Origin of the sequence: Agrobacterium larrymoorei (genome assembly GCF_005145045.1) — a bacterium.
Lineage (GTDB): Bacteria > Pseudomonadota > Alphaproteobacteria > Rhizobiales > Rhizobiaceae > Agrobacterium > Agrobacterium larrymoorei.
In genome coordinates this window covers 766,360-792,648 of record NZ_CP039692.1, presented here as the reverse complement: position 1 = coordinate 792,648, position 26,289 = coordinate 766,360, and the positions used below count along the sequence as shown (strand labels likewise).

General features: G+C 58.0%; 20 protein-coding genes and 1 pseudogene. 11 read left to right on the top strand and 10 right to left on the bottom strand.

What is annotated here, in order from left to right:
• Positions 1–186: 186 nt before the first annotated feature.
• From CFBP5473_RS17915 to CFBP5473_RS17895, 5 genes are all read left to right on the top strand, one after another.
• Positions 187–1,467, top strand: a complete 1,281-nt coding sequence (locus CFBP5473_RS17915) for an aspartate kinase (protein WP_027674108.1) — start codon at positions 187–189, stop codon at positions 1,465–1,467.
• 164 nt (positions 1,468–1,631) lie between these two features.
• Positions 1,632–3,899 (top strand): phosphoenolpyruvate--protein phosphotransferase, encoded by a 2,268-nt coding sequence (gene ptsP, locus CFBP5473_RS17910; RefSeq protein ID WP_027674109.1) that lies wholly within the window; start codon positions 1,632–1,634, stop codon positions 3,897–3,899.
• Positions 3,900–3,928: 29 nt separating this feature from the next.
• The gene (gene prfA, locus CFBP5473_RS17905; protein ID WP_027674110.1) at positions 3,929–5,008 is read left to right on the top strand and encodes a peptide chain release factor 1; all 1,080 of its coding nucleotides are present in this window, start codon (positions 3,929–3,931) and stop codon (positions 5,006–5,008) included.
• Positions 5,005–5,868, top strand: a complete 864-nt coding sequence (gene prmC, locus CFBP5473_RS17900) for a peptide chain release factor N(5)-glutamine methyltransferase (protein WP_027674111.1) — start codon at positions 5,005–5,007, stop codon at positions 5,866–5,868. The genes prfA and prmC overlap by 4 nt, the downstream gene beginning before the upstream one ends.
• A gap of 385 nt (positions 5,869–6,253) precedes the next feature.
• On the top strand, positions 6,254–7,066 hold the full coding sequence (locus CFBP5473_RS17895) for a DUF4167 domain-containing protein (protein WP_027674112.1): 813 nt from the start codon (positions 6,254–6,256) through the stop codon (positions 7,064–7,066).
• A 137-nt stretch (positions 7,067–7,203) separates the two neighbouring features.
• Here the strand turns inward: CFBP5473_RS17895 and scpA are convergent, their stop codons facing one another.
• The 8 genes and pseudogenes from scpA to CFBP5473_RS17855 all read right to left on the bottom strand — a co-directional run bounded on the left by scpA (position 7,204) and on the right by CFBP5473_RS17855 (position 17,379).
• The gene (gene scpA, locus CFBP5473_RS17890; RefSeq protein WP_027674113.1) at positions 7,204–9,345 is read right to left on the bottom strand and encodes a methylmalonyl-CoA mutase; all 2,142 of its coding nucleotides are present in this window, start codon (positions 9,343–9,345) and stop codon (positions 7,204–7,206) included.
• Positions 9,346–9,510: 165 nt separating this feature from the next.
• Entirely contained in the window at positions 9,511–10,791 is a 1,281-nt protein-coding gene (locus CFBP5473_RS17885; protein WP_027674114.1) for a GNAT family N-acetyltransferase, read from the bottom strand.
• Positions 10,792–10,997: 206 nt separating this feature from the next.
• Positions 10,998–11,890 (bottom strand): annotated as a pseudogene (locus CFBP5473_RS17880) (DMT family transporter).
• 79 nt (positions 11,891–11,969) lie between these two features.
• Entirely contained in the window at positions 11,970–13,016 is a 1,047-nt protein-coding gene (locus CFBP5473_RS17875) for a glutathione synthase (RefSeq protein WP_027674115.1), read from the bottom strand.
• A gap of 10 nt (positions 13,017–13,026) precedes the next feature.
• Positions 13,027–14,901 carry a flavohemoglobin expression-modulating QEGLA motif protein gene (locus CFBP5473_RS17870; protein ID WP_027674116.1) on the bottom strand — a complete coding sequence of 625 codons (1,875 nt, stop codon included), beginning with the start codon at positions 14,899–14,901 and terminating at the stop codon, positions 13,027–13,029.
• Positions 14,898–15,716 carry an N-formylglutamate amidohydrolase gene (locus tag CFBP5473_RS17865; protein ID WP_037170722.1) on the bottom strand — a complete coding sequence of 273 codons (819 nt, stop codon included), beginning with the start codon at positions 15,714–15,716 and terminating at the stop codon, positions 14,898–14,900. Before CFBP5473_RS17865 ends, CFBP5473_RS17870 begins: the two co-directional genes overlap by 4 nt.
• Before the next feature lie 110 nt (positions 15,717–15,826).
• Positions 15,827–16,060, bottom strand: coding sequence for a sulfurtransferase TusA family protein (locus CFBP5473_RS17860; protein WP_413228976.1), 234 nt, complete (start codon positions 16,058–16,060; stop codon positions 15,827–15,829).
• Positions 16,057–17,379 (bottom strand): L,D-transpeptidase family protein, encoded by a 1,323-nt coding sequence (locus tag CFBP5473_RS17855; RefSeq protein ID WP_027674118.1) that lies wholly within the window; start codon positions 17,377–17,379, stop codon positions 16,057–16,059. The genes CFBP5473_RS17860 and CFBP5473_RS17855 overlap by 4 nt, the downstream gene beginning before the upstream one ends.
• A 124-nt stretch (positions 17,380–17,503) precedes the next feature.
• Between CFBP5473_RS17855 and cls the strand changes: the two genes are divergently transcribed.
• The 4 genes from cls (at position 17,504) to CFBP5473_RS17835 (ending at position 21,066) form a co-directional block, all read left to right on the top strand.
• Entirely contained in the window at positions 17,504–18,964 is a 1,461-nt protein-coding gene (cls, locus tag CFBP5473_RS17850) for a cardiolipin synthase (protein ID WP_027674119.1), read from the top strand.
• Positions 18,965–19,015: 51 nt separating this feature from the next.
• A complete protein-coding gene (locus tag CFBP5473_RS17845; protein ID WP_051441163.1) occupies positions 19,016–19,831 on the top strand; it encodes an endonuclease/exonuclease/phosphatase family protein in 816 nt (271 codons plus the stop codon).
• A gap of 213 nt (positions 19,832–20,044) precedes the next feature.
• Complete coding sequence (locus CFBP5473_RS17840; protein WP_027674121.1) at positions 20,045–20,578, top strand: DUF992 domain-containing protein; 534 nt, start codon at positions 20,045–20,047, stop codon at positions 20,576–20,578.
• A 101-nt stretch (positions 20,579–20,679) separates the two neighbouring features.
• Entirely contained in the window at positions 20,680–21,066 is a 387-nt protein-coding gene (locus CFBP5473_RS17835) for a c-type cytochrome (RefSeq protein WP_027674122.1), read from the top strand.
• Positions 21,067–21,068: 2 nt separating this feature from the next.
• Here the strand turns inward: CFBP5473_RS17835 and recX are convergent, their stop codons facing one another.
• Positions 21,069–21,614, bottom strand: a complete 546-nt coding sequence (recX, locus tag CFBP5473_RS17830) for a recombination regulator RecX (protein ID WP_027674123.1) — start codon at positions 21,612–21,614, stop codon at positions 21,069–21,071.
• 1 nt (position 21,615) lies between these two features.
• On the bottom strand, positions 21,616–22,260 hold the full coding sequence (locus CFBP5473_RS17825; RefSeq protein ID WP_027674124.1) for a TetR/AcrR family transcriptional regulator: 645 nt from the start codon (positions 22,258–22,260) through the stop codon (positions 21,616–21,618).
• Positions 22,261–22,442: 182 nt separating this feature from the next.
• Here CFBP5473_RS17825 and CFBP5473_RS17820 point away from each other — a divergent pair, with 182 nt between their 5' ends.
• Together CFBP5473_RS17820 and CFBP5473_RS17815 are read left to right on the top strand one after the other, a co-directional pair.
• Positions 22,443–23,729, top strand: coding sequence for an MFS transporter (locus CFBP5473_RS17820; protein ID WP_027674125.1), 1,287 nt, complete (start codon positions 22,443–22,445; stop codon positions 23,727–23,729).
• Positions 23,730–23,789: 60 nt separating this feature from the next.
• Positions 23,790–26,273, top strand: a complete 2,484-nt coding sequence (locus tag CFBP5473_RS17815) for a beta-glucosidase (protein WP_413228983.1) — start codon at positions 23,790–23,792, stop codon at positions 26,271–26,273.
• Positions 26,274–26,289: the final 16 nt, after the last annotated feature.

Sequence of the window (26,289 nt, the reverse complement as noted above, 5' to 3'; positions counted from 1 at the left end):
TGTACAGGCCACTGCGGTACGGTTGCGCTGCAAAGGCGTACCGCATGGTTCAGAATCGGCATTGCGTGGCTGATACCTTTTCGCTATTGAGACCCGCAACTTGAGGCCCTTTATAAAAAGGCCGACTGGTTTGTGCTCTTGTCTGCCGCACAAGCGCGGCAAAATGGGATGGTACTGGTCAAAACTATGGCTCGCATTGTCATGAAATTCGGCGGCACGTCCGTCGCCAATCTGGAACGCATCCACAATGTCGCTCGGCATGTGAAACGTGAAGTGGATGCAGGCCATGAAGTGGCCGTCGTCGTTTCGGCCATGTCCGGAAAAACCAACGAACTGGTCGACTGGGTGCAGAACACGCCGAAGGTTGCCGGTGCCAGTGGCTCCGCTTCCTTCTACGACGCGCGCGAATATGACGCCGTCGTTGCATCAGGCGAGCAGGTAACCTCCGGCCTTCTGGCGATTGCGCTGCAATCCATGTGCGTCAATGCGCGCTCCTGGCAGGGTTGGCAGATCCCGATCCGTACGGACAACGCTCACGGCGCGGCCCGCATTCTCGACATCGACGGTTCCGACATCGTTCGCCGTATGGGCGAGGGGCAGGTTGCAGTGATCGCCGGTTTCCAGGGTCTGGGACCGGATAACCGCATTGCAACGCTTGGCCGTGGCGGCTCGGATACCTCCGCTGTCGCCATCGCTGCGGGCGTAAAAGCGGACCGCTGCGACATTTATACCGATGTGGACGGTGTCTACACGACCGATCCGCGCATCGAACCGAAGGCCCGCCGCCTGAAGAAGGTGGCTTTCGAGGAAATGCTCGAAATGGCGTCTCTGGGCGCGAAGGTTTTGCAGGTCCGCTCGGTAGAGCTTGCCATGGTGCACAAGGTTCGCACCTTCGTTCGCTCCAGTTTCGAGGATCCCGATGCGCCGGGCATGGGTGACCTCATCAACCCGCCCGGTACTTTGATTTGTGACGAGGATGAAATCGTGGAACAGGAAGTCGTAACCGGCATCGCCTATGCCAAGGATGAGGCACAAATCTCGCTGCGTCGCGTTGCGGATCGCCCGGGTGTTTCGGCTGCCATCTTCGGCCCGCTGGCCGAAGCGCACATCAATGTCGACATGATCGTGCAGAACATCTCCGAAGACGGTTCGCGCACCGACATGACCTTCACGGTCCCATCGGGCGATGTTGCCAAGGCGCTGAAGGTTCTGGACGACAACAAGACCCAGATCGGCTTCGATGTCGCGCAGAACGAAACCGGCCTTGCCAAGGTTTCCGTTATCGGCATCGGTATGCGCAGCCATGCAGGCGTTGCAGCAAGCGCGTTCAAGGCGCTGGCTGAAAAGAACATCAACATCAAGGCCATCACCACCTCCGAAATCAAGATTTCGATCCTGATCGACGGTGCATATGCAGAACTTGCAGTTCGTACTTTGCATTCTGCTTATGGTCTGGATAAGAGTTGATTCTGAAACGTCGGTACACGTCATCCGATTCTTTTAAATGCGCGTTGTTCCGATGTGGCGTCATTTCCGGCTTGTGGGCCGGATCAAGAGCGCTATAAATTTTGATTGAGCCTTTCGTGCGAACCATGTCGGTTCGCACGCGGGGCAATTCGGGAGCATACGCGATGAGAGACCTTTCTGCAGGTCCGCGCGTCCTTCTCAGGCGGCTTCGCGAAATGATGGCGGAGCATCTTGAGCCACAGGAGCGCCTCGACCAGATTGTCCGGCAAATTGCCAGCAACATGGTTGCCGAAGTGTGCTCCGTTTATGTGCTTCGTTCCGACAGCATTCTCGAGCTTTATGCCACCGAAGGTCTGAACAAGGACGCGGTGCACCTTGCCCAGCTGAAAATGGGGCAGGGTCTTGTCGGCACCATCGCCGCATCGGCCCAACCGCTCAATCTTTCCGATGCCCAGGCGCATCCCGCTTTCCGCTATCTCCCTGAAACGGGTGAAGAAATTTATCATTCCTTCCTCGGTGTGCCGATTTTGAGATCCGGTCGCACTCTTGGCGTTCTTGTCGTTCAGAACAAGACCAGCCGAACATACCGGGAGGATGAAGTTGAAGCGCTTGAGACAACCGCAATGCTCATTGCGGAAATCGTGGCGAGCGGCGAATTGAAGAAAATCACCCGCCCCGGCGTGGAACTGGACCTGACGAGAGCCGTCTCAATCGATGGCGACGCTTACGGCGAAGGCATCGGTCTTGGTCATGTGGTCCTTCACGATCCACGCATTGTCGTAACCAACCTTTTGAATGAAGACGCGGATACCGAAATCCGGCGGCTGGCGGAAGCTATTGGTTCGCTACGCATCTCAATCGATGACATGCTTCAGCGTCGCGATGTCGCGACCGAGGGCGAGCACCGCGAGGTTCTGGAAACCTACCGCATGTTCGCCCACGACCAGGGCTGGGTGCGCCGCATGGAAGAGGCGATCCGCAACGGCCTGACGGCGGAAGCGGCGGTCGAGAAGGTTCAGAGCGACACCAAGGCGCGCATGATGCGCCTGACCGATCCCTATTTGCGGGAACGGATGCATGATTTCGACGACCTTGCGAACCGGCTGCTGCGCCAGTTGATCGGTTACGGCGGTCGCGGACCGGAGCAGGATTTCCCAACGGATGCCATCATTCTGGCACGCGCCATGGGTGCTGCCGAACTGCTGGATTATCCACGCGAAAAGCTGCGCGGTCTCGTGCTGGAAGATGGCGCGGTTACCAGCCACGTCGTCATCGTCGCCCGCGCCATGGGCATTCCGATCATCGGGCAGGCAGCCGGTATCGTCGCGCTTGCGGAAAACAACGACGCGATCATCATCGATGGTGATGACGGTCAGGTGCACTTGCGTCCCGTTCTGGATTTGCAGCGCGCTTATGAGGAAAAGGTGCGCCTTCGCGCCAAGCGTCAGGAGCAGTTCCGCGCGCTGCGCGATGTCGAGCCGGTGACCAAGGATGGCCAGCGCGTCGATCTCAAGATGAATGCCGGTTTGCTTGTAGACCTGCCACAGCTGGACGAGTCGGGTGCCGACGGCATCGGCCTTTTCCGTACCGAGCTTCAGTTCATGATCGCCTCCAACATGCCGAAGGGCGAGGAGCAGGAAGCCTTTTACCGCAGCGTTCTGCGCAACGCCAAAGGCAAGCCGGTCACGTTCCGCACGCTTGATATCGGGGGCGACAAGGTCGTCTCCTATATGCGCGGTCAGGAAGAGGAAAATCCGGCGCTCGGCTGGCGTGCCATTCGCCTTTCGCTGGATCGTCCGGGACTGATGCGGACCCAGATGCGCGCGCTTCTTCGTGCCGCTTCCGGTGCGGAGCTTCGCATCATGCTGCCGATGATTACCGAAGTCTCGGAAATTCGCGCCGCGCGCGATCTGCTGCAAAAGGAAGTGCAGCATCTGTCGAAATTCGGTCATTCGCTGCCACGCAAGCTGCAATTTGGCGCGATGCTGGAAGTACCAGCGCTGATGTGGCAGCTGGATGAATTGATGGCGGAAGTGGATTTCGTCTCGGTCGGTTCGAATGACCTGTTCCAGTTCACCATGGCGGTGGATCGCGGCAACGCTCGTGTCTCGGATCGTTTCGATAATCTCGGACGACCGTTCCTGCGCATCCTGCGCGATATCGTCCGTGCGGGAACGCGCAACAACACGCAGGTCACGCTGTGCGGTGAAATGGCCAGCAAGCCATTGTCGGCCATGGCGCTGATCGGTCTCGGTTTCCGCTCCGTCTCGATGTCGCCGACATCGATCGGGCCGGTAAAGGCCATGCTGCTGGGGCTGGATGCCGGGCTGTTGACGGAAGAGTTGAACGCGGCGCTGGACGATCAAAAGTCGTTGGAAACTCCGCGCGAACTGCTTTTACGCTTTGCCGCGACCCATTCCATCCCTATCTAAAAAACAACAAAAATTGGAGTGCGTGACAGGTGGCGAAGCTTCCCGTCGAAAAAATGCGTGAGCTTGAGCGTCGTTTCGGAGAGATCGAAGCGCGTATGTCTGCGGGTCCCGCAGCCGATGTCTATGTGAAGCTCGCATCCGAATATTCGGAACTGCAGCCCGTCGTGAAGACTATCCGCGAATATGAAAAGGCGCTCACTGAGGCCGCCGATCTCGAAGCGCTGCTGGCCGACAAGTCTACCGACAAGGACATGCGCGATCTCGCTGAGGCCGAGCTTCCGGAAATATCCGAGCGCATCGAGGCACTCGAAAAAGAAATGCAGATCCTGCTGCTGCCGAAGGATGCAGCAGATGAGAAGAGCGCTATCGTCGAAATCCGCGCCGGCACCGGCGGTTCGGAGGCAGCACTTTTCGCAGGCAATCTTTTCCGTATGTATGAGCGCTTTTCCAGCGGCAAGGGCTGGAAGGTGGAAGTCCTGTCATCAAGCGAAGGCGAAGCGGGCGGGTTCAAGGAAATCATCGCTACTATCACCGGTCGCGGCGTCTTCTCTAAGCTAAAATTCGAATCCGGCGTTCACCGCGTTCAGCGCGTGCCGGAAACGGAAGCCAGTGGCCGCATCCACACCTCCGCCGCCACCGTCGCGGTATTGCCGGAGGCGGAAGAGATCGACATCGAGATCCGCGCCGAGGATATCCGTATCGATACGATGCGCGCTTCGGGTGCAGGCGGTCAGCACGTCAACACGACCGACTCTGCCGTGCGCATCACGCACCTGCCGACCGGACTGATCGTGACATCCTCCGAAAAATCGCAGCACCAGAACCGTGCCAAGGCCATGCAGGTTCTGCGCTCGCGCCTTTACGATATCGAGCGTCAGAAAGTGGATAGCGAGCGTTCGGCGGATCGCAAAAGCCAGGTCGGTTCGGGGGATCGCTCGGAACGTATCCGCACCTACAACTTCCCGCAGGGCCGCGTCACGGATCACCGCATCAACCTCACGCTCTACAAGCTGGACCGTATGATCGAAGGCGATATCGATGAGATGGTCGATGCGCTGATTGCCGATTATCAGGCAGGCCAGCTTGCGCAGCTTGGCGAGCAGCAGTGAGCTCTGGGCGGACCGTTCAAGCATGCGTTGCCGATGCACGGCAGCGCCTCACCACGGCAGGTGTGGCTGATCCTCTGACGGATGCGCGGGTGCTGATCGGCGAGGTCCTTGGGTTTTCGTTGACGGATTTCGTTCTGAACGGTGCGCGGGTGATCTCCGATGACGAGGCGAAGCGCATCGAGCCGATGATTGCCAGACGCGAGCGTGGAGAACCCGTTCACCGCATTCTGGGTCATCGCGAATTCTATGGACTGGATTTTCTGCTATCGCCGGGAACGCTGGAACCGAGACCGGATACGGAAGTGCTGGTTGATGCTGTCCTTCCACATCTGCGCAAGGTCGTTTCTGAAAAGGGCTCAGCCAGAATTCTCGACATGGGCATAGGCACGGGCGCGATTTGCATTTCGCTTCTGCATGCCGTGCCCGGTGTGACGGGCGTTGGAAGCGATATTTCGCAGGATGCTCTGAAGACTGCCGGTCTCAATGCAGAACGGCATGGGCTTGGAGCCCGGTTCGAAACGGTGATGAGCGACTGGTTTAAGAATATTTCCGGGCGCTTCGACATAATCTTGTCAAATCCGCCTTATATTAGAACGGATGTCATCGATACATTGGATCGCGAAGTTCGCGAGTTTGATCCACTTGCTGCCCTTGATGGCGGCGCGGATGGCCTTCTTCCCTATAGGATAATAGCTGAAAAAGCAGTGGATTTTCTGGAAATTAGTGGAGTGGTCGGGGTTGAAATCGGCTACGATCAGATGGCGGACGTAACAGCCATATTTGCTTCGAACGGATATGATTGCATCGACCGCGTGAAAGATTACGGCGGGAATGACCGCGCTTTGATCTTTCGCAGATAGGTGGAAAAATACCCATATGCGTTTTGTTCAAGGATATTTTGCAAAGCAAAAGAAAAGGCTTGGATTTCCGCAGGAAGCGGGCTAGTTTGCGGCCACATGCCGGGTGACTGAGGGCGAACTGAGATTCGCCAGGGTTTGGATCAGTCCCGAAGCGGGTTCTTTTTATGAGCCCTGAAGGCTGGGCGCTTCCGGCATGTGATTCAGTAAACTTTGTTCGCAGGCGGCTCGATGCAGCATTTGCGCGTCTGGGTCGGTATACGCGAAGTCTTGTCGTAAAAGGCAGGACGCGTGATGGGAGCAGTTCAGAAAAGCGCCTCTGGTTCTTCTCCGGATTGTATCGAAACAACGAGAATTATCAGCACAACAGAATTCAGGTGAGCAATTGATGAGGCCAGGACAGCAGCAAAACAAGCGCGGCCGGGGGCGTGGTAATAACAACAATAACAATGGTGGCGGAAATAATAACAATTTCAACCGCAAGGGTGGAAATCCGCTAACCAGAACCTACGACAGTTCCGGCCCCGATGTTAAAATTCGCGGTACTGCCCAGCACATAGCGGAAAAGTATTCGACCCTCGCACGCGACGCGCAAAGCGCTGGCGACCGTGTGATGGCCGAAAACTACCTGCAGCACGCCGAACATTACAATCGCATCATTGCATCCGCTCAGGCGCAGATGCAGGAGCGCTTCCAGCACAGTGACCGCGGCGATTTCGGCAACGAGCGCGATGGCGATGATATCGACAGCAATGATGGCGACGATGTCGTCGTCGTTCTGCCTGTTGCCCAGGACCAGAACGAGCAACGCGCGCAGCGCCAGGACCAGCCCGAGCGGCAGGATCGCCCGGAGCGTCAGGAACGTCAGGACAGAGGCGAACGTCGTGATCGCCGCGACCGTCCGAACCGTCCCGAGCGCCAGCCGCGTGAAGCGCAGGCCGAAGAGGGTGCTGCACCCGTTCAGGCGGCAGCACCTGCTGCGCCTGTTTACGATGCAAGCTCCGCTCCACAGCCGGTAATCGAGGGTACGCCCAAGGAAGTGGCGGTGGAAGAGGAAGCGCAGGCGGAGGCAGGCACGACCGAACGCGCACCACGCCGCACGCGTAGTACCAGCCCCCGTCCTCGCCGCCCACGCCGCACGGCGGGCGCTGAAGAGGCAGAGGGTGCCGAGCCTACGGAACTGGAAAAGGCAGCCGAGTAAGGCTGTCTTTCGATGTCGAGATTGAAAAGCGATGGGCTCCGGCCCATCGCTTTTTTGTTTCAAAGCATGTTGCGTTTAATTGCCCTCGATTAAACGATAACGTGCGTGCGAGAAAATAAGAACTAAAGTAGGAAAAATCAGGCGTTGCGCAGTCTGCCCTGCATCAGGTCGATAACAGCGCGGGCGGCTTCCAGAACGTTCGTGCCGGGGCCGAAGACAGCGGCGACGCCGTGGTTCAGCAGGAAATCATAATCCTGCCGAGGTATGACGCCGCCGACGATGACGATGATGTTTTCTGCACCCTTGGCTTTCAGGGCCTCTACCAGTTGCGGTGCCAGAGTCTTGTGCCCGGCGGCAAGGGAAGACATGCCAACGACATGCACCTTGTGCTCTATGGCAAGCTCAGCTGCTTCTTCCGGGGTCTGGAAAAGCGGACCGGCGATCACGTCGAAACCGATGTCGCCGAATGCGGATGCGATGATCTTGGCGCCTCGGTCGTGACCATCCTGACCGAGCTTTGCCACCATCATGCGTGGCTTGTTACCGACCGTCTGCGCCAGTTCGCCAAGGCGAGTGCGCAGCGTTGCGAATTCCGGGTCGTCCTCATAGGCGGCACCATAGACGTCGTGGACGACCTCAGGCACGGCGGCGTGATCTCCGAAGACTGAACGCATGGCATCGGAAATTTCGCCAACGGTTGCGCGGGCGCGTGCAGCCTCCACCGCCGCTTCCAGCAGGTTGCCGCTTCCAGTTTGCGCGACTTCGGTAAGCGCTGCCAGTGCCTTTTCCACATCGGCGGGATTTCTCTGTCGACGCACGGTCTCCAGTCGCTTGATCTGTGAAGCGCGGACAGCGGAATTATCGATATCGAGAATGTCGATAGGGTCTTCATTTTCAAGGCGGAATTTGTTGACGCCAACGATGATTTCTTCGCCTCGGTCGACTGCTGCCTGTCGCTTCGTCGCAGCTTCTTCGATCAGCCGCTTGGGCAGACCTTCATCGACAGCCTTCGTCATGCCGCCAAGCTGTTCCACTTCCTCGATCAACGCCCATGCCTTCTCTGCGAGTTCGTTGGTAAGGCTTTCGACGTAATAGGAGCCTGCAAGGGGATCGACCACCTTCGTCACGCCGGTCTCGTGCTGAAGGATGAGCTGGGTGTTGCGGGCGATGCGGGCGGAGAAATCCGTGGGAAGCGCCATCGCCTCGTCCAGCGCGTTGGTGTGCAGCGACTGCGTACCGCCAAGCGCTGCCGAGAGAGCCTCGTAAGCGGTGCGGATGACGTTGTTGTACGGATCCTGCTCCTGAAGGGAGACGCCGGAGGTCTGGCAATGGGTGCGCAGCATCATGGACGATGCCTTTTGCGGCTGGAACTCTTCCATGATGCGAGACCAGAGAAGCCGCGCTGCGCGCAGCTTTGCTGCTTCCATGAAGAAGTTCATGCCGATGGCAAAGAAGAAGGACAGCCGCCCGGCAAAATCATCAACATTCAGGCCCTTCTTCAGGGCGGCGCGAACATATTCCCGGCCATCCGCAAGCGTGAAGGCAAGCTCCTGAACCAGCGTCGCACCCGCCTCCTGCATGTGGTAGCCGGAGATGGAGATGGAATTGAAGCGCGGCATTTCGCGAGCGGTATATTCGATGATATCCGCTATGATACGCATCGATGGTTCCGGCGGATAGATATAGGTATTGCGGACCATGAATTCTTTGAGAATATCGTTCTGGATGGTGCCGGAAAGCTCCGCGCGCGAGCATCCCTGCTCCTCACCCGCAACGATGAAAGAGGCGAGGATGGGGATCACCGCCCCGTTCATCGTCATGGAGACGGACATTTCCTTCAGCGGAATGCCATCGAACAGGATTTTCATGTCCTCGACGGAATCGATTGCGACGCCCGCCTTGCCCACATCTCCAACCACGCGCTCATGATCACTATCGTAACCGCGATGTGTGGCGAGATCGAAGGCGACAGAGAGGCCTTTCTGCCCGGCAGCGAGATTGCGCTTGTAAAATGCGTTGGATTCTTCAGCCGTGGAGAAGCCCGCATATTGGCGGATTGTCCATGGACGCCCGGCATACATGGTGGCGCGCGGGCCGCGCAAGAATGGCTTGAAGCCCGGCAGGCTGTCCAGATGGGAAATATCGCGAGTGTCTTCTGCGGTGTAGAGCGGCTTGACGTCGATCCCTTCGGGAGTGTGCCAGACCAGCGTTTCGGGAGAGCGCTTCAGCTCCTTTTCGGCCAGTTGCTCCCAGTCCTTCACCGTCTTGTCCTCCGACATTCATCTCTCCTTGCCGCATTCCGTTTTCAACGAATACGAGAACGCATTTCTCCCCATCTGGTCGCATGTGAATGCGATCAGATGGCGAAGATAGGAACCGATGAGGTATTTGACAACCGGTAGATTTGAGCGCGATTACTCAGCAAATGCCTGGCGTGCGAGCAATCAGGAAAGAGAGCCGCCCTTGCGACCGAGCGACATAATGCGTTCGCGCAGCATTTTTGCGAGGTTGCGCGTGTTGCGATACATGTGCACCTGCGCTGCGACCTGGCGCACATCGCGGTCGCTGTTTTGCGAAAGGCCCATGACGAGCGTGCCCATTTCGCTGGAGCGATCCCAGAACTGGTCGAGCGGCAGATCGTCTTCCGCAGCGCAACTGTCGGTACGAGTGATATTCGCGTCGTCCAGCTGCCACTCCGTAAGCCGGTGAGCCAGAAGCCGGTCCAGGAGGTGGCTGGCGAAGTTTTCGTTGAAGGCGGCCTTCCAGATGTAAGCTTCGCCCATGGCGATGAAGATGACGATGGACGCAATCGCCTCACCGTTCAGATCGAGCGTGTGAATACGGACCGCATCGATTTCAGCGAGATTGGTGATCGCTTCACGCGCAAAGGCCGCGCGATATCGGTCGTTGACGAGGGCTGCACGCTTGCGGCCCTTCGCGCCGTTGGCCTCGAGCGCCAGAAACTCTTCCATCCGAAGGCGCACGTCCTGAGGCTGACGCGCGACTTCATGCGACAGCGTGCCGAGCGTTTCCAACCCGGCCCACTTGGATTGCAGAAGCTTCAGATCGTCCGTGGACAGCGCCTTTTGCAAATAGGCGTCCGCGTCCAGTTCACTCTCAAGCGCCCGGCGGCCATGCAGTTCCGTTGTTGTCAGCGGCAGGTTGCGGCTGAGCGCAATGGCCTTGATCATCCGAACGAAAGGACCATCGAGCCGCAGCGATGGCAGGACCAGCACGTTGGGCAGCCGCAGTTCCGGCTGGCCAAGGGCATCGAGAAGATTGTCGATGGTCTCGGCGGCATCCTCGACATCCACCAGCGGCGTTCCGAGCGGCCCGAACGGGTTGGCCCAGGCGCGCAGAATGGAGGGGCCAACAGAGAAGCCCGGCTTCTCGATGGTGAAGGGCATCAAAAAACGCATGCGGCTGCGACGTCCGTTTTCATCGCGCATCAGTGCGAAACGAACGGAGCGATCATCGATACGCGGCATGGCGGGCGCCAGAAGCCGGCCTGTGAAGAAGATATTCGGCTCCATCACGCGGTTGGACAGGAAGTCCAGTTCCTCCTGAAGATCGTAGCCGAGTTGTGCGGGATAGATGCAGAATTCACGGCCTTCACGGCCAACGCGGATGCTGCTATCGGCAGCCGGTCTCTCAAGCTCTGCAGATGCCATCAACATCGCCAAGCGATTATCGCGCAAATCTGGATCATTCGGATCGCTTGCCATGTCCATCTATACCGTTTTAGGCGCATCTTTCGATGTAAGCGCAGGGACTTAGCTTACACCGGAAACGAGGTGAGGCCAATCTATCGCGCAGAAGCCTCAATTGTTTATATTCTGCTTATAAGTTCTCAATCATATATCGAAAAAATGCGAATGTTGAGGGTATAAGTAGAAAAAACCTGCTCACTGCAATCAATTTTACTTTTAGTTTACAAATCTGGCATGACGGGAGCGACTTTGCGCTTCGGAAGAAGCCCAAGTACCAGCGCGCAACCGATATTGATGATGGCCGCACCGAGGAATTGCGCGGTCGATAAAGGCTCGTCCAGCACGATTGCGCCGATGAATACCGCGATGACGGTCACCACGAATTCGACGCTAATGGTTTTGGTGGCGCCAATGGCCGCAACCAGACGGAAATAGGTGATGTAGGTCAAGGCGCTCATGAAGATCGCAAGCGCGAAAAGATAACCGAAGTCCAGCAGGCTCGGCATGGAGGGTATCGGCACCACGATGAGAAGGGGAAGCGTGATGACCCCGCCCGCAAAAAACGAACCCATGGTGATCTCCCACGATCCCGTATTCTTAAGTGGCGGCTGGCATAATTGCTGCCGAAGGCCGCGCAGATGCAGCCAAGCAGGCAGGCGATGCATCCAAGCACGAAGGACTGGGTTACGGGAACGGCAGGGAAGCCGACAAGAATGATGATGCCGGTGAAGCCGAAGGCAATGCCAAGCAGGCTCTGCGTGGAAATTCTCTCGATGCCCCACAACTGACCGATCAGCATGGAAAAGAGCGGAATGCTTGCGACCAGAATGGCGGCCATGGCCGTGCCGATCAGGGGCGTGGCATAGGTAAGCCCGATCAACTGACCGGCCACGGTGGTTGCACCGACAACGGCAAAGGCGCGCCAGCCTGCCGAAAAATCGATCTTCCGGCCCGTGGCCTTCGCAATCAGATAAAGCGCAATGCTGGCCATGAAGCATCGCAGTGAAACCGTGCCGACCCATCCGAAGGCGGTAACTGCGTGCAGCACGAGCATGAAGGACATGCCCCACGCAACGGCAAGGAAGATATAGGCGGCGAGTTCACCCGGTTTCATGGCGATATACATTCTGGAAGAGAGAAGATATCGCACAGTTATGAAAGGCCCGCCGCCTCGTCAATCGGAATTTGCCGCGTTAGAGCGTTGCGAGAAGCCGATTGCTGAGAGTGCCGCCGGATGCGGCTTGCATGGACACTTTCTTTTCGATTGCCTCGATGACCGTATCGGTGAAATCGACATTGGTCAGCTCTCGAATATGGCCGAGGCCGCCAGGCGAAAAGACGTTTACTTCCAGTATCTTGTCGCCGACGATGTCGAGCCCGACGAGGAACATGCCGTCTTCCACCAGCTTGGGGCGCATCATTTCCGCAAGTTCAAGCACTTCATCGGTAACGGTGGCGGCCTCGGCGGTGCCGGCGGCGTGGATGTTGGAGCGCAGGTCCCCCTTTGCGGGAACGCGGCGAAGCGCGGCATAGGAGCCGTCACGCATCAACGGCTCGCCATTCATCATGAAGAAACGGACATCGCCATTTTTCGCAGCGGGAAGGTAAGCCTGCGCGATGAGATAGCCTTCTATACTGACGGCCTCGAATATCTGATTGAGGTTGGTTTCCTTGGAGGAGCCGATCTTGAACACGTTCTTGCCGCCGGAACCCTGAAGCGGCTTGACGATGACGCCCTTCGGGTGGGCATCGGCAAAGGCGCGAATTTCCTCCACATTGCGGGAAATGAGCGTCGTTGGCCGCACGATTTCCGGGAAACTCTGGAAGTAGAGCTTGTTCTGCGCAAGCGCCAGACCTTCCGGATCATTGAGGACGATGACGCCTCTCTGCTCTGCCAATCGCCCGAACAGAATGCCGGAATGAACCGCCCAGGGGCGCGCGGTCTGGTCCAGCGAGGGGTCGTTTCTGAGCATCAGGGCATCGATTTCGCCGATGTCTATCGTCTCGCGTTGCAACTGCCGCTCCTGCAGGGCGGCATGGAAGCTCTCCACCTTCTTGTATTTCTGGCGTGGCAGAACCACGGCGTGGACGACCATGCTGTCGTCCGGTCGCAGGGTGAAATCCCCGGGCGTGAGGTAGACGACCTCGTGGCCCCGGTTCAGGGCCGCCATTGCCAGCAGGCCCGTAGCAAAGCTTGGATGCTCACCTTCGATTGAATTGACGAAGAACGCTAAGCGCATAGTCCCACTCCTAAAGTGTTGCCATTTCGGCGATAGAAAGTCCTGATCTGATTTTCTCTAGCCGTTCATTGGCTTTTGCCTGCAAAAGAAAGGATGGCCGGATGCCAGGCGGGCGCAGAAGCCCTCGCAGCGCCAGCTCCTGCATGATCGGGAAATGTGCTGCGGAAATTTTGCCCATCCAGAACGGATCGAGCGCTCCGCCCTTGCGCAAGTGTTCCAGAACCTCGTTCAGACCGCGCAGATAGATCGCGTCTTTGGAGAGCCCGCCGCCGCGATAGATGCGCAGCACCATGTTGAAGGCGCTGGCGGCATCGAACTGATGCTCGTCCGTTACCAGCCGGTAGGTTTCCACGAAACTCGCGCCATCCAGCATGGCCGCACAGCCCACGACGCGTCCGGCAATGAGGCGCAGGCGCTGCCTTGTCATGCCACCTGCCAGATGTTCGGCAAGCACCGCCAGCCCTTCCTGCACGCCCTCATAGCCGGAGAGCCCCGTGCGAAACAGGCGCAGACCTTGTGCCGAACCGTTGAAATAGGTGAGAAGGTGAACGCCGATTTCGTGATGGAGAAGGGCCTCGACGCGCCGCTGCTCCATCACGGTGTGGCGGGAAATAAGAAGCTTTTCGCCAGTCACCATAAGGCCGGGTGGAAGGTCGTCACGGATTTCGACACGCGCTTTGAAGCTGGGTTCCTCATTATGGTACCAGTCCACCATCTCGCGCGACTTCTGCGCAACCTCATAACAGCCCACCATTGCGACATCCTGCTCGTCGCCGGGATGCTTGCAGCGATCAAGAACATCGATTGCCAGAGCGAGAAGTTCCGGCTCCACGGAGCCATAAAGCGCGCGGCTGAAATCCGTGTACTGACGCCGGTGCAGATGCGCCAGCATCGTCAATTGCAGGTCTATTTCCTGCTGCTTTTCCCGGTACAGGTGGTAAAGGACGGGATCTTCCAGATGATCGAAAGCAACCGAATAAAGCTTGCGTTTCTGCTCTTCCACATCCACGCCAAGTGGCCGGTAAAGGAAGTGAGGCGCATATTGAAAGCCGTTCTTCTGAAACTCTTCAAATGCCTGTCGGGCATTGATCGGTGTTACAGACAGAAGGAAATCGAACGACGCGGCGATGTCATCGATGGAGCGGTCGGCGCGGCGGACGGCATCGACAAAGGCCTTTCTACCGAGCGCCCGGTGTGTCGTTACCTTCAGCGTGTCCATTTCATTGGAAAAGGCCGCGAAAGCCCGCAATCCGGCATCGAACAGATCGGCAATCATCGTTTCGCGAAGGCCGGGATAATCTGCACCGGATTCGGGTTGGCGATAGATCGGCGCGAAGCGGACGCTGATGCACGGGAACGATAGACCCGCTTCCTGAAAGCGAATAATGGGATCGCCCACCGGCTCAGGCCTGGTGATGCGCGGGGTGCGAAAACGAATATCCGCATCGCAGACGGTTTTGATAAAAACGCGCTTGGCGTTTTGCGTTTCAGGCTCCGGGGTCGCGGAAACGGCTACCTCGTAATGCGGCAGAAACGGCGAGTCGTCGGCAAGGAGGATGTCGTGTTCCAGTTCACCGATGTCGAGCAGGATAAAGGCGCCGAAACGCTTCTTCATCTCATTGCCGACGGCTTCGATGATGGGCATCGCCTCCGTCATGTTCGCTGCGATCAGATAAGACGCATGAGCTGCCGCGATATCGCGTGCCGCAAGATTCTTCGTGCCCGACGTCAGGTGCAGACATAGAAACGGCAGTGGCCTGTCGATGTGAAGCCTGCCGTCCGCGCCGATATCCTTTCGGATCGCTTTCCCTTCCGCAAGCGCTGAGAGAAGCGATGGATCAAGTCCCGCATTGGGCGTGGGCTTGATGGCGTGAACTTTGCTCATCGTCCCGCCCTCAGAAGATCTTCCAGAACAGGTTCGAGTTCGCTGATCGTCTTGCGAATATCCTCCACTACCGACGGAAAGACCTCCCCGGTCCACTCATCCATGAAGAACTTCTTGAATTCGATTGCAATGGCGCAGCCGGTTTCGGGAAAGTGCTGGTGTATGAACCACGTCTGCTCTCCACGGCCCTGAAAGGCGATATTCTCACGCACGTTCAGATGGCGGCCAGCGATTGTGGCAGATGCGAAATGGTCGATGACGGCATCCACGATAGGCGCCCAACGCTCACGATCCATCGAACTGGTGCCGATATTGATGTCGGGAGCATCCGCCTGCGGCGTCGGTTCGGCATCAGCGCCATTGCGACGGTGATTGTAGCTGTGAATATCCAGAACCACGAAACGGCCATGACGCTGCTCGATGCAGCCAAGGTAGGTCTGGAGCATGGCGTAGTAATCGTCGTGGGTTCGCAACGAAACCTCTAGCGCCGCGTCGTCGGGCCGGGTGTGCCAGACTTTCAAACCCCAGGATTGCTCTGGCTCCAGATAGATCGCGGCATCACGCGCGCGGTTGAGGTCGAGCTCGAAACGTGAGCGGTGGCCGATGATGCGATTGGTGAGGCTGCCGATCATCTGGGCGGTAAAGGGGTCTTCCTCATAGAGCCTTTCCTGCTCGGAGAGCGCCATGAGGCCGATGAGATCGTTGCGCACCATATGGCCATCATGAATGGCCGTGCCGACGACCGGGGAATCTCCGAACGATGCGGACCATATCTGCCGCTCACCAATCTCAGCTAACGCGTTGTTTCCCTTCATCCTGCCCTCTCAATTTCGCGAGGGAAACACGAAAGGCGGAAACTTTGTTCCCGGGCTTGTTCGATGGATGGTGGTATTCTGCTACGGCGCGCCGCCCGGCGTGGCCGTGCTTAACCCTTGCGGATGTGAAAGCTGTGGCCGTCCGGTGTCTTGGTGGTTTCGAGGAGGGTATGGCCGTCTTCACGGCACATATGGGTGAGGTCGATCACGGCCAGCGGATCGGTGGTTTTAACGAGCAGCTCTTCGCCAGCGCGCATGGCGGACAGCTTTTTTCGAGTTCGTAAAACGGGAAGGGGGCATTTAAGCCCCCTCAGATCGTAAATCTCGGTATCCGCCACCGTCACTCCTTGGCCCAGAACTTCCAGAAAGGCTTCTTTGCAGCCTGTTCGTCCGTTGCCGGGGCGGTGAAGGCGAGTGGATTGACCGCCGGGACCGGAATGCCCTGCGCGCCAGCATTTGCCTGTGGCGCCTGACCTGCTGCCGCTGTCGGAGCAGCGGAGGCGACCATGATGGAAGCCGGATGCGCCACTGGCGCTGGCTGAGGTGCGGCGGCTGACCGTGCAGATGTCGCAGAGATCGATGTGGGTGCCGATGACGAAGCGGATGCGATGGCTGTGGCTGCCGGTGCCGAGAGACCCTTTGCCGCCTTCTTTTCCATCAGCGCGGCAAATTCGGTTTCCTTCATCAGCTTGCCCGCCTTCAGCGCAGAGCCGGTTGGTGCATAGGCAGGCTCGCGGCCCTTGCGCTTGTCCGCAACCAGAACCTTTCGTTCGGCTTCGCTGGGGTCATACCAGACCATGCCATCGAACTTCTTCATCGCCTTTTCATAGGCAACGTCATAAGTCTTGTTGTAGCTGGAAAGCGCGCCGACGAGTGCGGGCGGTGTGCTCATGGAGGGGCACGCAGCAGCAGCGCTGAACTGGCCGCTTTCCGTCTGCTGGTTGAAGACGTATTTCTTCTCGCAGAAATTCACTTCCGGCGGGCGCTTGGTGATTTCGAAGTTATCGTAACCGACCTTCAGCATCTTCCAGAATTCGTAATTCTCGCTCTTATGGTGGCGCGCCATGTTTTCCGCCGTCATGCGGAAGGGCAGCGCTTGAAGCTGGATCGCCTTCTGCCCGCCTTTGAAGGCGTCACGCGCGAAGCCATAAATTTCCAGCATCTGCGCGTCGGTCATCGAGTAGCAACCGGATGACGAGCACGCACCGTGGATCATCAGGTTGGTGCCGTTGCGACCGTTTGCCTGATCGTAGCGGTTGGGAAAGCCGGTATTGATCGAGAGATAATAATTCGAATAGGGGTTCATGTGGCCGGGAGAAAGGTTGTAGAACCCTTCCGGCGCCTGCCTGTCACCCTCTTTCACCTTCGGTCCGAGTTTACCGGACCAGGCGCAGATATCGTAGGAAGCGATGACTTCGAAGCGATTGTCGCGCTTCGCCTTCCAGACTTCCAGCTTGCCTTCTTCCTTCAAGATGCGAATCATGATCGGCGCATTGCGATCCATGTTCTTCTTGTCCATCTCGGCCAGAATGGACGGAGACAGCGGATAATCGACCTTGTTCTTGACGTGAGACACGTCGCGCTCGACAGTTTCGAGCGTTTCGTTGCAGCCCGCGAGCATCAAACCCGTGCAGGCAAGAAGAGCAATTTGTCTCAAACGCATGGCGTTGTACCGATTTGCAGGATGGTGTTGGTCGTAAGATAATTTGAAATTTATTACAAGTAGATTGTTTTTCGGTTACGGTTCAAGCGGTTGCGGCAGGGGTCAGGGGCTCTATATTCCAAATATGATTGAACTTATCGATGCCTATTGGCCGCACGTCCTTGCATTGCTGTCCATCGTCATGGGCACCATCGCTGCCGTTCATGCCACGATGACGAAACAGGAAGTGCGTTCGGCGCTTGGCTGGGTGGGCGTCATCGTTCTCTCGCCCATCATCGGCGCGGTGCTTTATGCCATTGCCGGGATCAACCGGATCAGGCGCAGTTCGCTCGGGCAACAGCGCTCTTTGATGCACGGTACGATCATGGATCGCGTCGCACGTTTCGATGCCGACAGCACCACGGTCGTCGAGCGTTTCGGCCGCCGGTTCGTGGCCATGAAAACGGTGGGCGACAGGGTGACCCGCACGGCGCTGACCACCGGAAACGTTATCCAGACGCTCTCCGATGGCGATGAAGCCTATGCGGCAATGCTCGATGCCATCGACAATGCGCGCAGGTCGATCATTCTTGAAACCTACATTTTCGACCATGACGGCATAGGCCTGCGCTTTGTCGAAGCGCTTTCGCGGGCGAAGGAGCGGGGTGTCGAGGTCCGCGTCCTCGTGGATGCCGTCGGCGCGCGGTATTCGGTGCCGAGCATTCTTTCCAGCCTGAGGCATGAGGAGATACCGGCTGCGGTCTTCAACGGCAACGTCATCATGGGACTTAGATTGCCATATGCAAACCTTAGAACCCACCGCAAGATTCTCGTTGTCGATGGCAAGATCGCTTTCTCCGGCGGCATGAATATTCGCGAAGGCTTCACCCGTGAATTCAACGGCGACCGGCAGTCGCACGATACGCATTTCAGGGTGCAGGGGCCGGTGGTTGCCGATCTCTTCACTGTTGCGGCGGAAGACTGGCGCTTTGCAACGGCTGAGCGGCTGGACGGTCCGGTTTGGGATATTACCATTCCGGACGGAACTCCGGGCTCGCCAATGCTGATGCGGGCGGTTGCCTCCGGGCCGGATAACAGCATAGAGACCAGCCACAAGATGCTGATGGGCGCTTTCTCCATCGCGCGCTCGTCCATCCGTATCATGTCCCCCTATTTCCTTCCCGACCGGGAATTGATCTCGGCCTTGACGACCGCAGCGCGGCGCGGTGTCAGTGTCGACATCATCGTTCCAGCCACCAACAATCTGATGCTGGTGGACCGGGCAATGACGGCGCAGTTCGATCAGATCCTACGAAGTTACTGCCGCATCTGGCGGGCCACGGGGCCGTTCAACCACTCGAAATTGCTGGTCATCGATGACCGCTGGTCCTATGTCGGCTCGTCCAATCTCGATCCGCGTTCACTTCGATTGAACTTTGAGGTGGATCTGGAAGTTCTGGATGAGGGTTTTGCAAATTCCGTATCCGAACGCATCGCCGTGGCCATGGAAAATGCGACACCCGTAAAGCTGGATGAATTGAGAGCCAGACCGTTTCTCGTGCGTTTCACGGAACGCGTTTTGTGGCTGGCCTCGCCATATCTTTGACATCCGGGTCAGTTGGAAAAAAAACATCGATGGGAGCCGAACAGGACACCGATGCGAAGCAAGAAAGAAAGTCTTCCCGCCGTCTTCATGTCGTCGCTGCGCAACCGCAAGAACAGGCAGGCGCTGGTGGAGGTGGCGAACGACAAGTCGCTGCCCATCGTCGCCTCCTACAACGTGCACAAATGCGTTGGCCGGGACGGAAAATTCGATCCGGATCGCATTACCAAGGTGATTCAGGAAATCGGCGCGGACGTGATGGCCCTTCAGGAGGCCGATAGCCGTTTCGGTGAAAGAACCGGCCTTCTCGATCTCGGTCGGCTGGAGCGGGAGTGCGGGCTTACCCCCGTGCCGGTGGCGGCTGGCGCGAAGGCGCATGGCTGGCACGGCAATGTGGTGCTGTTTCGCGAAGGCGCGGTGCGTGATGTTCATGCCGTCAAACTCCCGGGGCTGGAACCGCGCGGTGCGCTGGTAGCGGAGCTTGAGCTCAAAGAGGCAGGGACGCTTCGTGTCATCGCCGCACATTTCGGTCTGCTTCGCCACTCGAGAGCTCAGCAGGCGAAAGCCCTGATCGAACTTTTGAACACACGCGACGAGCAGCCGACGGTTTTGATGGGAGACCTCAATGAATGGCGTCTCGGTAACGGTTCGTCACTCAATACTTTCCGCGATGCTTTCGGCACCCTGCCTCCGGCGGTGCCGAGTTTTCCATCCGGCCTTCCGGTTCTGGCGCTGGATCGCATCATCTCCAACCGCGAGGGGTTGATCGAGAAGGTGGAGGCGCATGACAGTGCACTGGCGCGCGTGGCTTCCGACCATCTGCCTCTCAAGGCATGCATCAGAACGGATGCATTGCTGGCCCCGGTTTGAGGCAGCAGGTGTCAGCATACCGGGCCGTCACGCCCTTATCCCGCCCAAATCGATTTCTAACCCTCTAGCAACGCCTGCTGTGACGTCGAGATTCCTCGGTCATCTTTCCATTCGGGATCATTTCTTTGGAACAAACGTTAGTGGTGCGCAATTGAATATCCGAAAAGGGCATCTGGGCTGCTGCGGGTAATAATTAAAACAGGAGAAAAACAGATGAAAAAGGCTTTTGCCGCAACCTTCGCCGCAATGACGCTTGGCCTCGGTGGCACAGCGAGCGCAATCGCTGCCGATATGGCGACTTATCAGGAAACCTATCAGGCGCCTGATGACGACCGCAACGGCGTCAAGATCGGCTACCTGACCTGCGAAGTTGGTGGCGGCGTTGGCTATGTTATCGGCTCCGCCAAGGAACTCGATTGCACGTTCCAGTCCACCATGGGCGCACGCCGCACCGACCACTATAGCGGCGCAATCCGCAAGATGGGCGTGGACCTCGGCTTCACCACGCAGGGCAAGCTGGTCTGGGCAGTATTTGCTCCAACGGCTGGCTACCACCGCGGTTCGCTGGGCGGCCTCTATCAGGGTGCAACGGCTGAAGCCACGCTTGGTCTCGGCGTTGGTGCAAACGTTCTCGTTGGCGGCACCTCCGGTTCCATCCAGCTTCAGACCGTCAGCGTTACCGGACAGGTCGGTCTGAACCTCGCTGCAACCGGTACCTCCGTTACGCTGACGCCGATCAACGGCTGATCGTCGCAGCATTTGCGGAAAGCCAAAATGCCGCATTAAAAACAGCACCCTTTTCGCTAAAATAGCGGAAAGGGTGTTTTGCTTTGGGGCGCAATATGGTGATGAAGATGATCTTGTTTGCGGCGCCTGCCGCGCTCGCGCTGTCCGCAGCGGCAGCAATGGCCGATGGCGATCCGGCGCGCGGGGAGCAGGGATTTTCGAAATGCTCCGCCTGCCACAATATCGATAATCCGCGCACGCGTCTGGGCCCGCATCTGATGGGCGTTGTCGGGCGGCCCGCAGGTTCGGTCCCAGATTACCCGAATTATTCACAGGCCATGAAAGATGCGGGAGCGGGCGGGCTGGTATGGGATGAGGAAGCGTTGAAGCAGTTCCTGTCCAGCCCCAAGAAGAAAGTGCCGGGCACATCCATGCGGTTTTTCGGCCTTTGGAGCGAAACAGAGATCGATGATATCATTGCCTATCTGAAGACAAAGCCTTTGCCTTGAGCCTATCTCGATCCGAGAATGTCTTCGGCATCCTCAAGGCTCATCGCATAGACTTTCGCCGCGATATCGAAACTGTATCCGCCTCTTGCGAATGCTGAAATTTCCTTGTTTGATCGCTTTTCATCCACCGCTTCGTCACGCCGGAAGGGGCCAAATCGTCTCTTGCGGGCAAGCACGACTGCCGCATAAAGATCGTCGCTTTCCTGAAGAGCGTGTTCGGCAATGTCCTTGCTCACACCTTTCTGGTTGAGCTTCTGGGCAATGGCCCGCTTCGATTTTCCGCTGCGAATGGCGGAGCGCGTCGTGATCTCCGCAAAAGCCGTGTCATCGAGCGCCTTGATCTCATAGGCGAATTTCACAGCGGATTCGGCCAGGGCCCTGATCTGCTCTGGCGAGATGTCCTCGAATTTTTCTTTCGCCTTGCGGGAAATCGCGTCGAACAGCTGACGCTCCGTCATCATCCGCCTTTCCAGCCGGTAGATGGTGGAGTTTCGCGCCCATGTCAGCATGCGGCTCGTCGGCGCCGTCTCTACCGTCTTGTCTTCCATATCAGGCGGAAGGCGCTTCTATCGATACGATGAGGCGCTCGATATAATCGGCGAAGATCGCGACCATGTCGAATTCGTCAGGGTTCCTGAGCCAGAGCATTTGCAGGCCGTCCATCATCGCAATCACTTCGGCGGCGATATTTGCGCAGTTCAGATCCGGCTTCAACTCGCCAGCCTTGACGCCCGCTTCCAGCACGCTTTTGACGGCGGAGCGAACAAGTTCGACGCGCTCGCCGAACCAGCCCTCGGCTGGATGGTTTCTCGTCAGGCTTTCTGCGTTGAGGACGGCGAAGGTGCGCACGACGCCTGGGATGGTCTGGTTGCGCTGTGTGACTGCCACTAAACCATGGAGGAAATGGCGCCAGCCCTCTCCGTCCTTCGTCAGCGATGGTGTGTTTTCGATATCCCTGCGGTTCAGGATCGCCAGAAGCAGATCCACCTTCGTCGGGAAATAATGCAAGAGACCGGGCAGCGTGAGGCCGACTTCTTCTGCAATCGCGGCGAAGGATGAACTCTGATAACCGTCATGAGCAAAGTGGCGCATGGCGGCATCCAGAATTTCTTCCCGGCGCAACTCCCCCTTTGGCGATTTGCGGCGTCGGATTGGCTTATCGTCGCTGTTCGGTGTCTTTTTGCTTTGCGGCATGAGGTTCCATTGATGCTACGTTCATCTATGTCTTCTAACCCGATATCTCAGCGATTGTCATCCTTTAGGTGGCGCTAAAGAGTGAGCGGATCGCTTGACTTGAAGACAATACCTAGTAACCAATAGGTTTAACAGCGGTTTATCCATAAGCCGCAGTTCGACATGAAGTTGGAGAACGCCAGATGACCATTGCCGAGAGCAATTCTCTCGCCGGCACTGACGATACGAATATCGAAACGCCCGCCGGTCTTCCTTTCATTATCACTTATGCCATCGCAAATCTCGGCTTTTACACCGCCGTCATGACGCCCGTTGCCATGACGCTGGCGGTTCGGGTCAAGGCGCTCGATCCCGTCGGCAAAGGCGCGAGCCTCGGGGCCATCCTTGGCTTCGGCGCGCTGTGTGCGCTGATTGCAAACCCGGTTTTCGGCCTGTTGTCGGATCGCACAAGATCGAGCTTCGGGCGCCGCAAGCCTTGGCTTGTCGGCGGCGCACTCGTCGGCACGGTCGCTCAAATCGCAATGGCGTATTCCAGCAGTCTGGTCATGATCGGTCTTGCCTGGTGCGTCATCCAGATTGCCTATAACGCCATGCTGGCCGCACTCGTGGCAACCGTGCCGGATCAGGTGCCGGAGCGGCAGCGTGGACTGGTATCTGCGCTTGCAGGCATGTCGGTCTACGTCGCGCTCTTGATCGGCAGCGCGATTCTTTCGCTGACGGGAACGGTGAGCAATGCCATGTTCCTCATTCCGGCCATCATCGGTCTGGTCGCGGTGCTGGTCTTTGCATTCACCATCAAGGATCGCATGTTGGAGGGGCCAACCGCCGAACCGGAAGCGCCGCTGATGCGGGAACTGTTGGGAAGCTTCTGGGTGAACCCCGCAAAGCATCCGGATTTCGGTTATGCGTGGCTAAGCCGCTTTCTGGTCTTCTTCGGCTTCGCGGTGCTGACGTCCTATCAGGTCTATTACCTGATGGACCACCTGAAAGTGCCGGAAACATCCATCGGCGACATCATGTTCATGTCCACCTTGATCACGACGATCGGTGTTGTCGGCTCGTCTTTCCTTTCCGGCTTCCTGTCTGATGTGTCCGGGCGTCGCAAGGTTTTCGTGCTGCTGGCTGCCGCCACCTATGCGCTTGGCATTCTCATCATCGTCTTCGCCACCGATCTGAACCTGTTCTATTGCGGCATTGCCGTCGCCTCGGTCGGCTTCGGCGTTTACATGGCTGTCGATCAGGCGCTGGTGGTGGATGTTCTGCCGGATCGTGAAACCCATGCGGCCAAGAATCTCGGCGTGCTCAACATTGCCAATGCCGTGCCGCAATCCATCGCACCTGCCGTCGCGCCGCTGCTTCTCGGCATCGGCAATATGGGCGGGCAGAATTACGGTGTGCTCTATGCCGCTGCGGCATTGAGCGCATTCCTCGGCGCAATCGCAATCGCGCCGGTTCGCGGCGTTCGCTGAAGGCGAAGCTGAATAGCGGGCAGGCACTTTCGTTGTCTGCCCCGCATTGAAGACAAAACAATCGGAGTTATCATGATTGAGCGTATCCTGAACGACATGACGCTTGAGGAGCAGGTGTCACTTCTGGCCGGTGCCGATTTCTGGACCACGGTTCCCGTCGAACGTCTCGGTGTTCCGAAGATCAAGGTAACGGATGGGCCGAATGGCGCCCGTGGCGCGGGCTCGCTGGTCGCAGGGGTGAAAGCCACATGCTATCCCGTCGCGATTTCTCTGGGAGCCAGCTGGAACCCCGAACTGGTGAAGCGCATGGGCGTTTCACTCGCGGCGCAGGCAAAGAGCAAGGGCGCATCCGTCCTTCTGGCACCCACCGTCAATATTCATCGTTCGGGTTTGAACGGCAGAAATTTCGAATGCTATTCCGAAGACCCGTTGCTGACGGCGGAACTTGCCGTCGCCTATATTCAAGGCGTTCAGAGCAAGGGCGTGGCGGCGACGATCAAGCATTTCGCGGGCAATGAATCGGAGATCGAGCGGCAGACGATGTCATCCGACGTGGATGAGCGGTCGCTGCGCGAAATCTATCTTCCACCCTTCGAAAGAGCGGTGAAGGACGCAAGCGTCATGGCCGTCATGTCGTCTTACAACCGGCTGAACGGCACCTATACAAGTGAGCATCCCTGGCTTTTGACGCAGGTGTTGCGCGAGCAATGGGGCTTCGATGGCATCGTCATGTCGGACTGGTTCGGTTCTCATTCCACAGTGGAAACGGTGAGTGCGGGGCTCGATCTCGAAATGCCGGGGCCCACGCGTGATCGTGGCGAGAAGCTGGTACAGGCGGTGAAGGACGGCAAGGTGAAAGCCGAGACGGTTCGCGAGGCCGCGCGCCGAATCCTCACGCTTCTGGAACGGGTCGGCGCTTTTGCGACGGAGCCGGACCTGACCGAAAGCTCGCTCGACACGCCGGAGGATCGTGAACTGATCCGAAAGATCGGCGCAGAAGGCTCGGTTCTCTTGAAGAATGACGGCGTTCTGCCGCTGGCGAAGACATCGCTGGAAAGCATCGCGGTCATCGGGCCGAACGCGGCACAGGCCCGTGTCATGGGTGGCGGAAGCGCGCAGATCGCGGCGCATTACACCGTTAGCCCGCTGGAGGGTATCCGAACGGCGCTATCGAACGCCAACAGTGTTCGCCATGCTGTCGGCTGCAGCAATAATCGCCTGATCGACGTCTTTGCGTCGGACATGACCGTTGAATATTTCAAGGGACGGTCGCTGGAAGGCCAGCCCATCCACGTCGAAAAGGCGGATAAGGGAGAGTTCTTCTGGTTCGATCTGCCTTCGGCAGAACTGGACGCTGCCGACTTTTCAGCGCGCATCACTGCCTCCTTCAAACCCGAAGAAAGCGGCGATCATGTTTTCGGCATGACCAATGCCGGTCTGGCCAGGCTGTTTGTCGACGGTCAAATTCTGGTCAACGGCTATGACGGCTGGCAGAAGGGCGAGAATTATTTCGGCACTGCCAATGACGAGCAGCGCGCCTCCATCTCGCTGGAGGCGGGTCGTTCCTATGAGGTCGTGGTCGAATATGTCTCTCCCGCCGCCACGGCGGATGGCATTCACCTGACGGCGATCCGTTTTGGCGTGCAGAAGCCGCTTGGCGAAGCGGCCATCGAAGAGGCGGTCAATGCGGCCAAGTCTTCCGATGTCGCGCTGCTGTTCGTCGGCAGGGATGGGCAGTGGGATACGGAAGGTCTCGACCTTCCAGACCTGCGTCTGCCGGGACGGCAGGAGGAATTGATCGAGGCGGTTGCGGCGGTCAATCCGAATACGGTGGTTGTGCTGCAAACAGGTGGACCGGTTGAGATGCCGTGGCTTGGCAAAGTTCGCGCGGTTCTTCAGATATGGTATCCGGGGCAGGAACTCGGCAATTCCGTTGCCGATGTGCTTTTCGGCGATGCGGAGCCGGGCGGTCGTCTGCCGCAGACCTTCCTGCAGCGGCTTGAAGACAATTCCGCGATCACGGATGACAAGCTCACCTATCCTGGCGTCGACGGCCATGTTCGCTATAGCGAAGGCGTGTTCGTCGGATATCGTCACCATGACACAGCCAAGATTGCGCCGCTCTTCCCCTTCGGTTTTGGCCTCAGCTATACCAGCTTCACATGGAGCGAACCGACGCTATCTTCCCGCGAGATGCTGCCGGAAGGCATCGCCGTGACGGTCGATCTGACTAATACGGGCGCACGTTGCGGATCGGATGTCGTGCAGCTCTATGTCAAGGCCGCCTCATCGACCGTCGCACGGCCCGAAAAGGAGTTGCGAGCCTTCGCAAAGCTGGAGCTGGAACCCGGCGAGACCGGCACGGCAACGCTGACGATCAAGCCGCGCGATCTGAGCTACTTCGATATCGATGCGCAGTCCTTCCGGGCGGAAGCGGGTGAATACGAAATTCTGATTGCCGCCAATGCTGGCGATATCAGAAGCCGCGTCGTCATCAGCAATCCGAAGGAGTGGCTTGGCCCCGTTTCGGATCGCTCGATCTGAGACGGAAACATCCGCG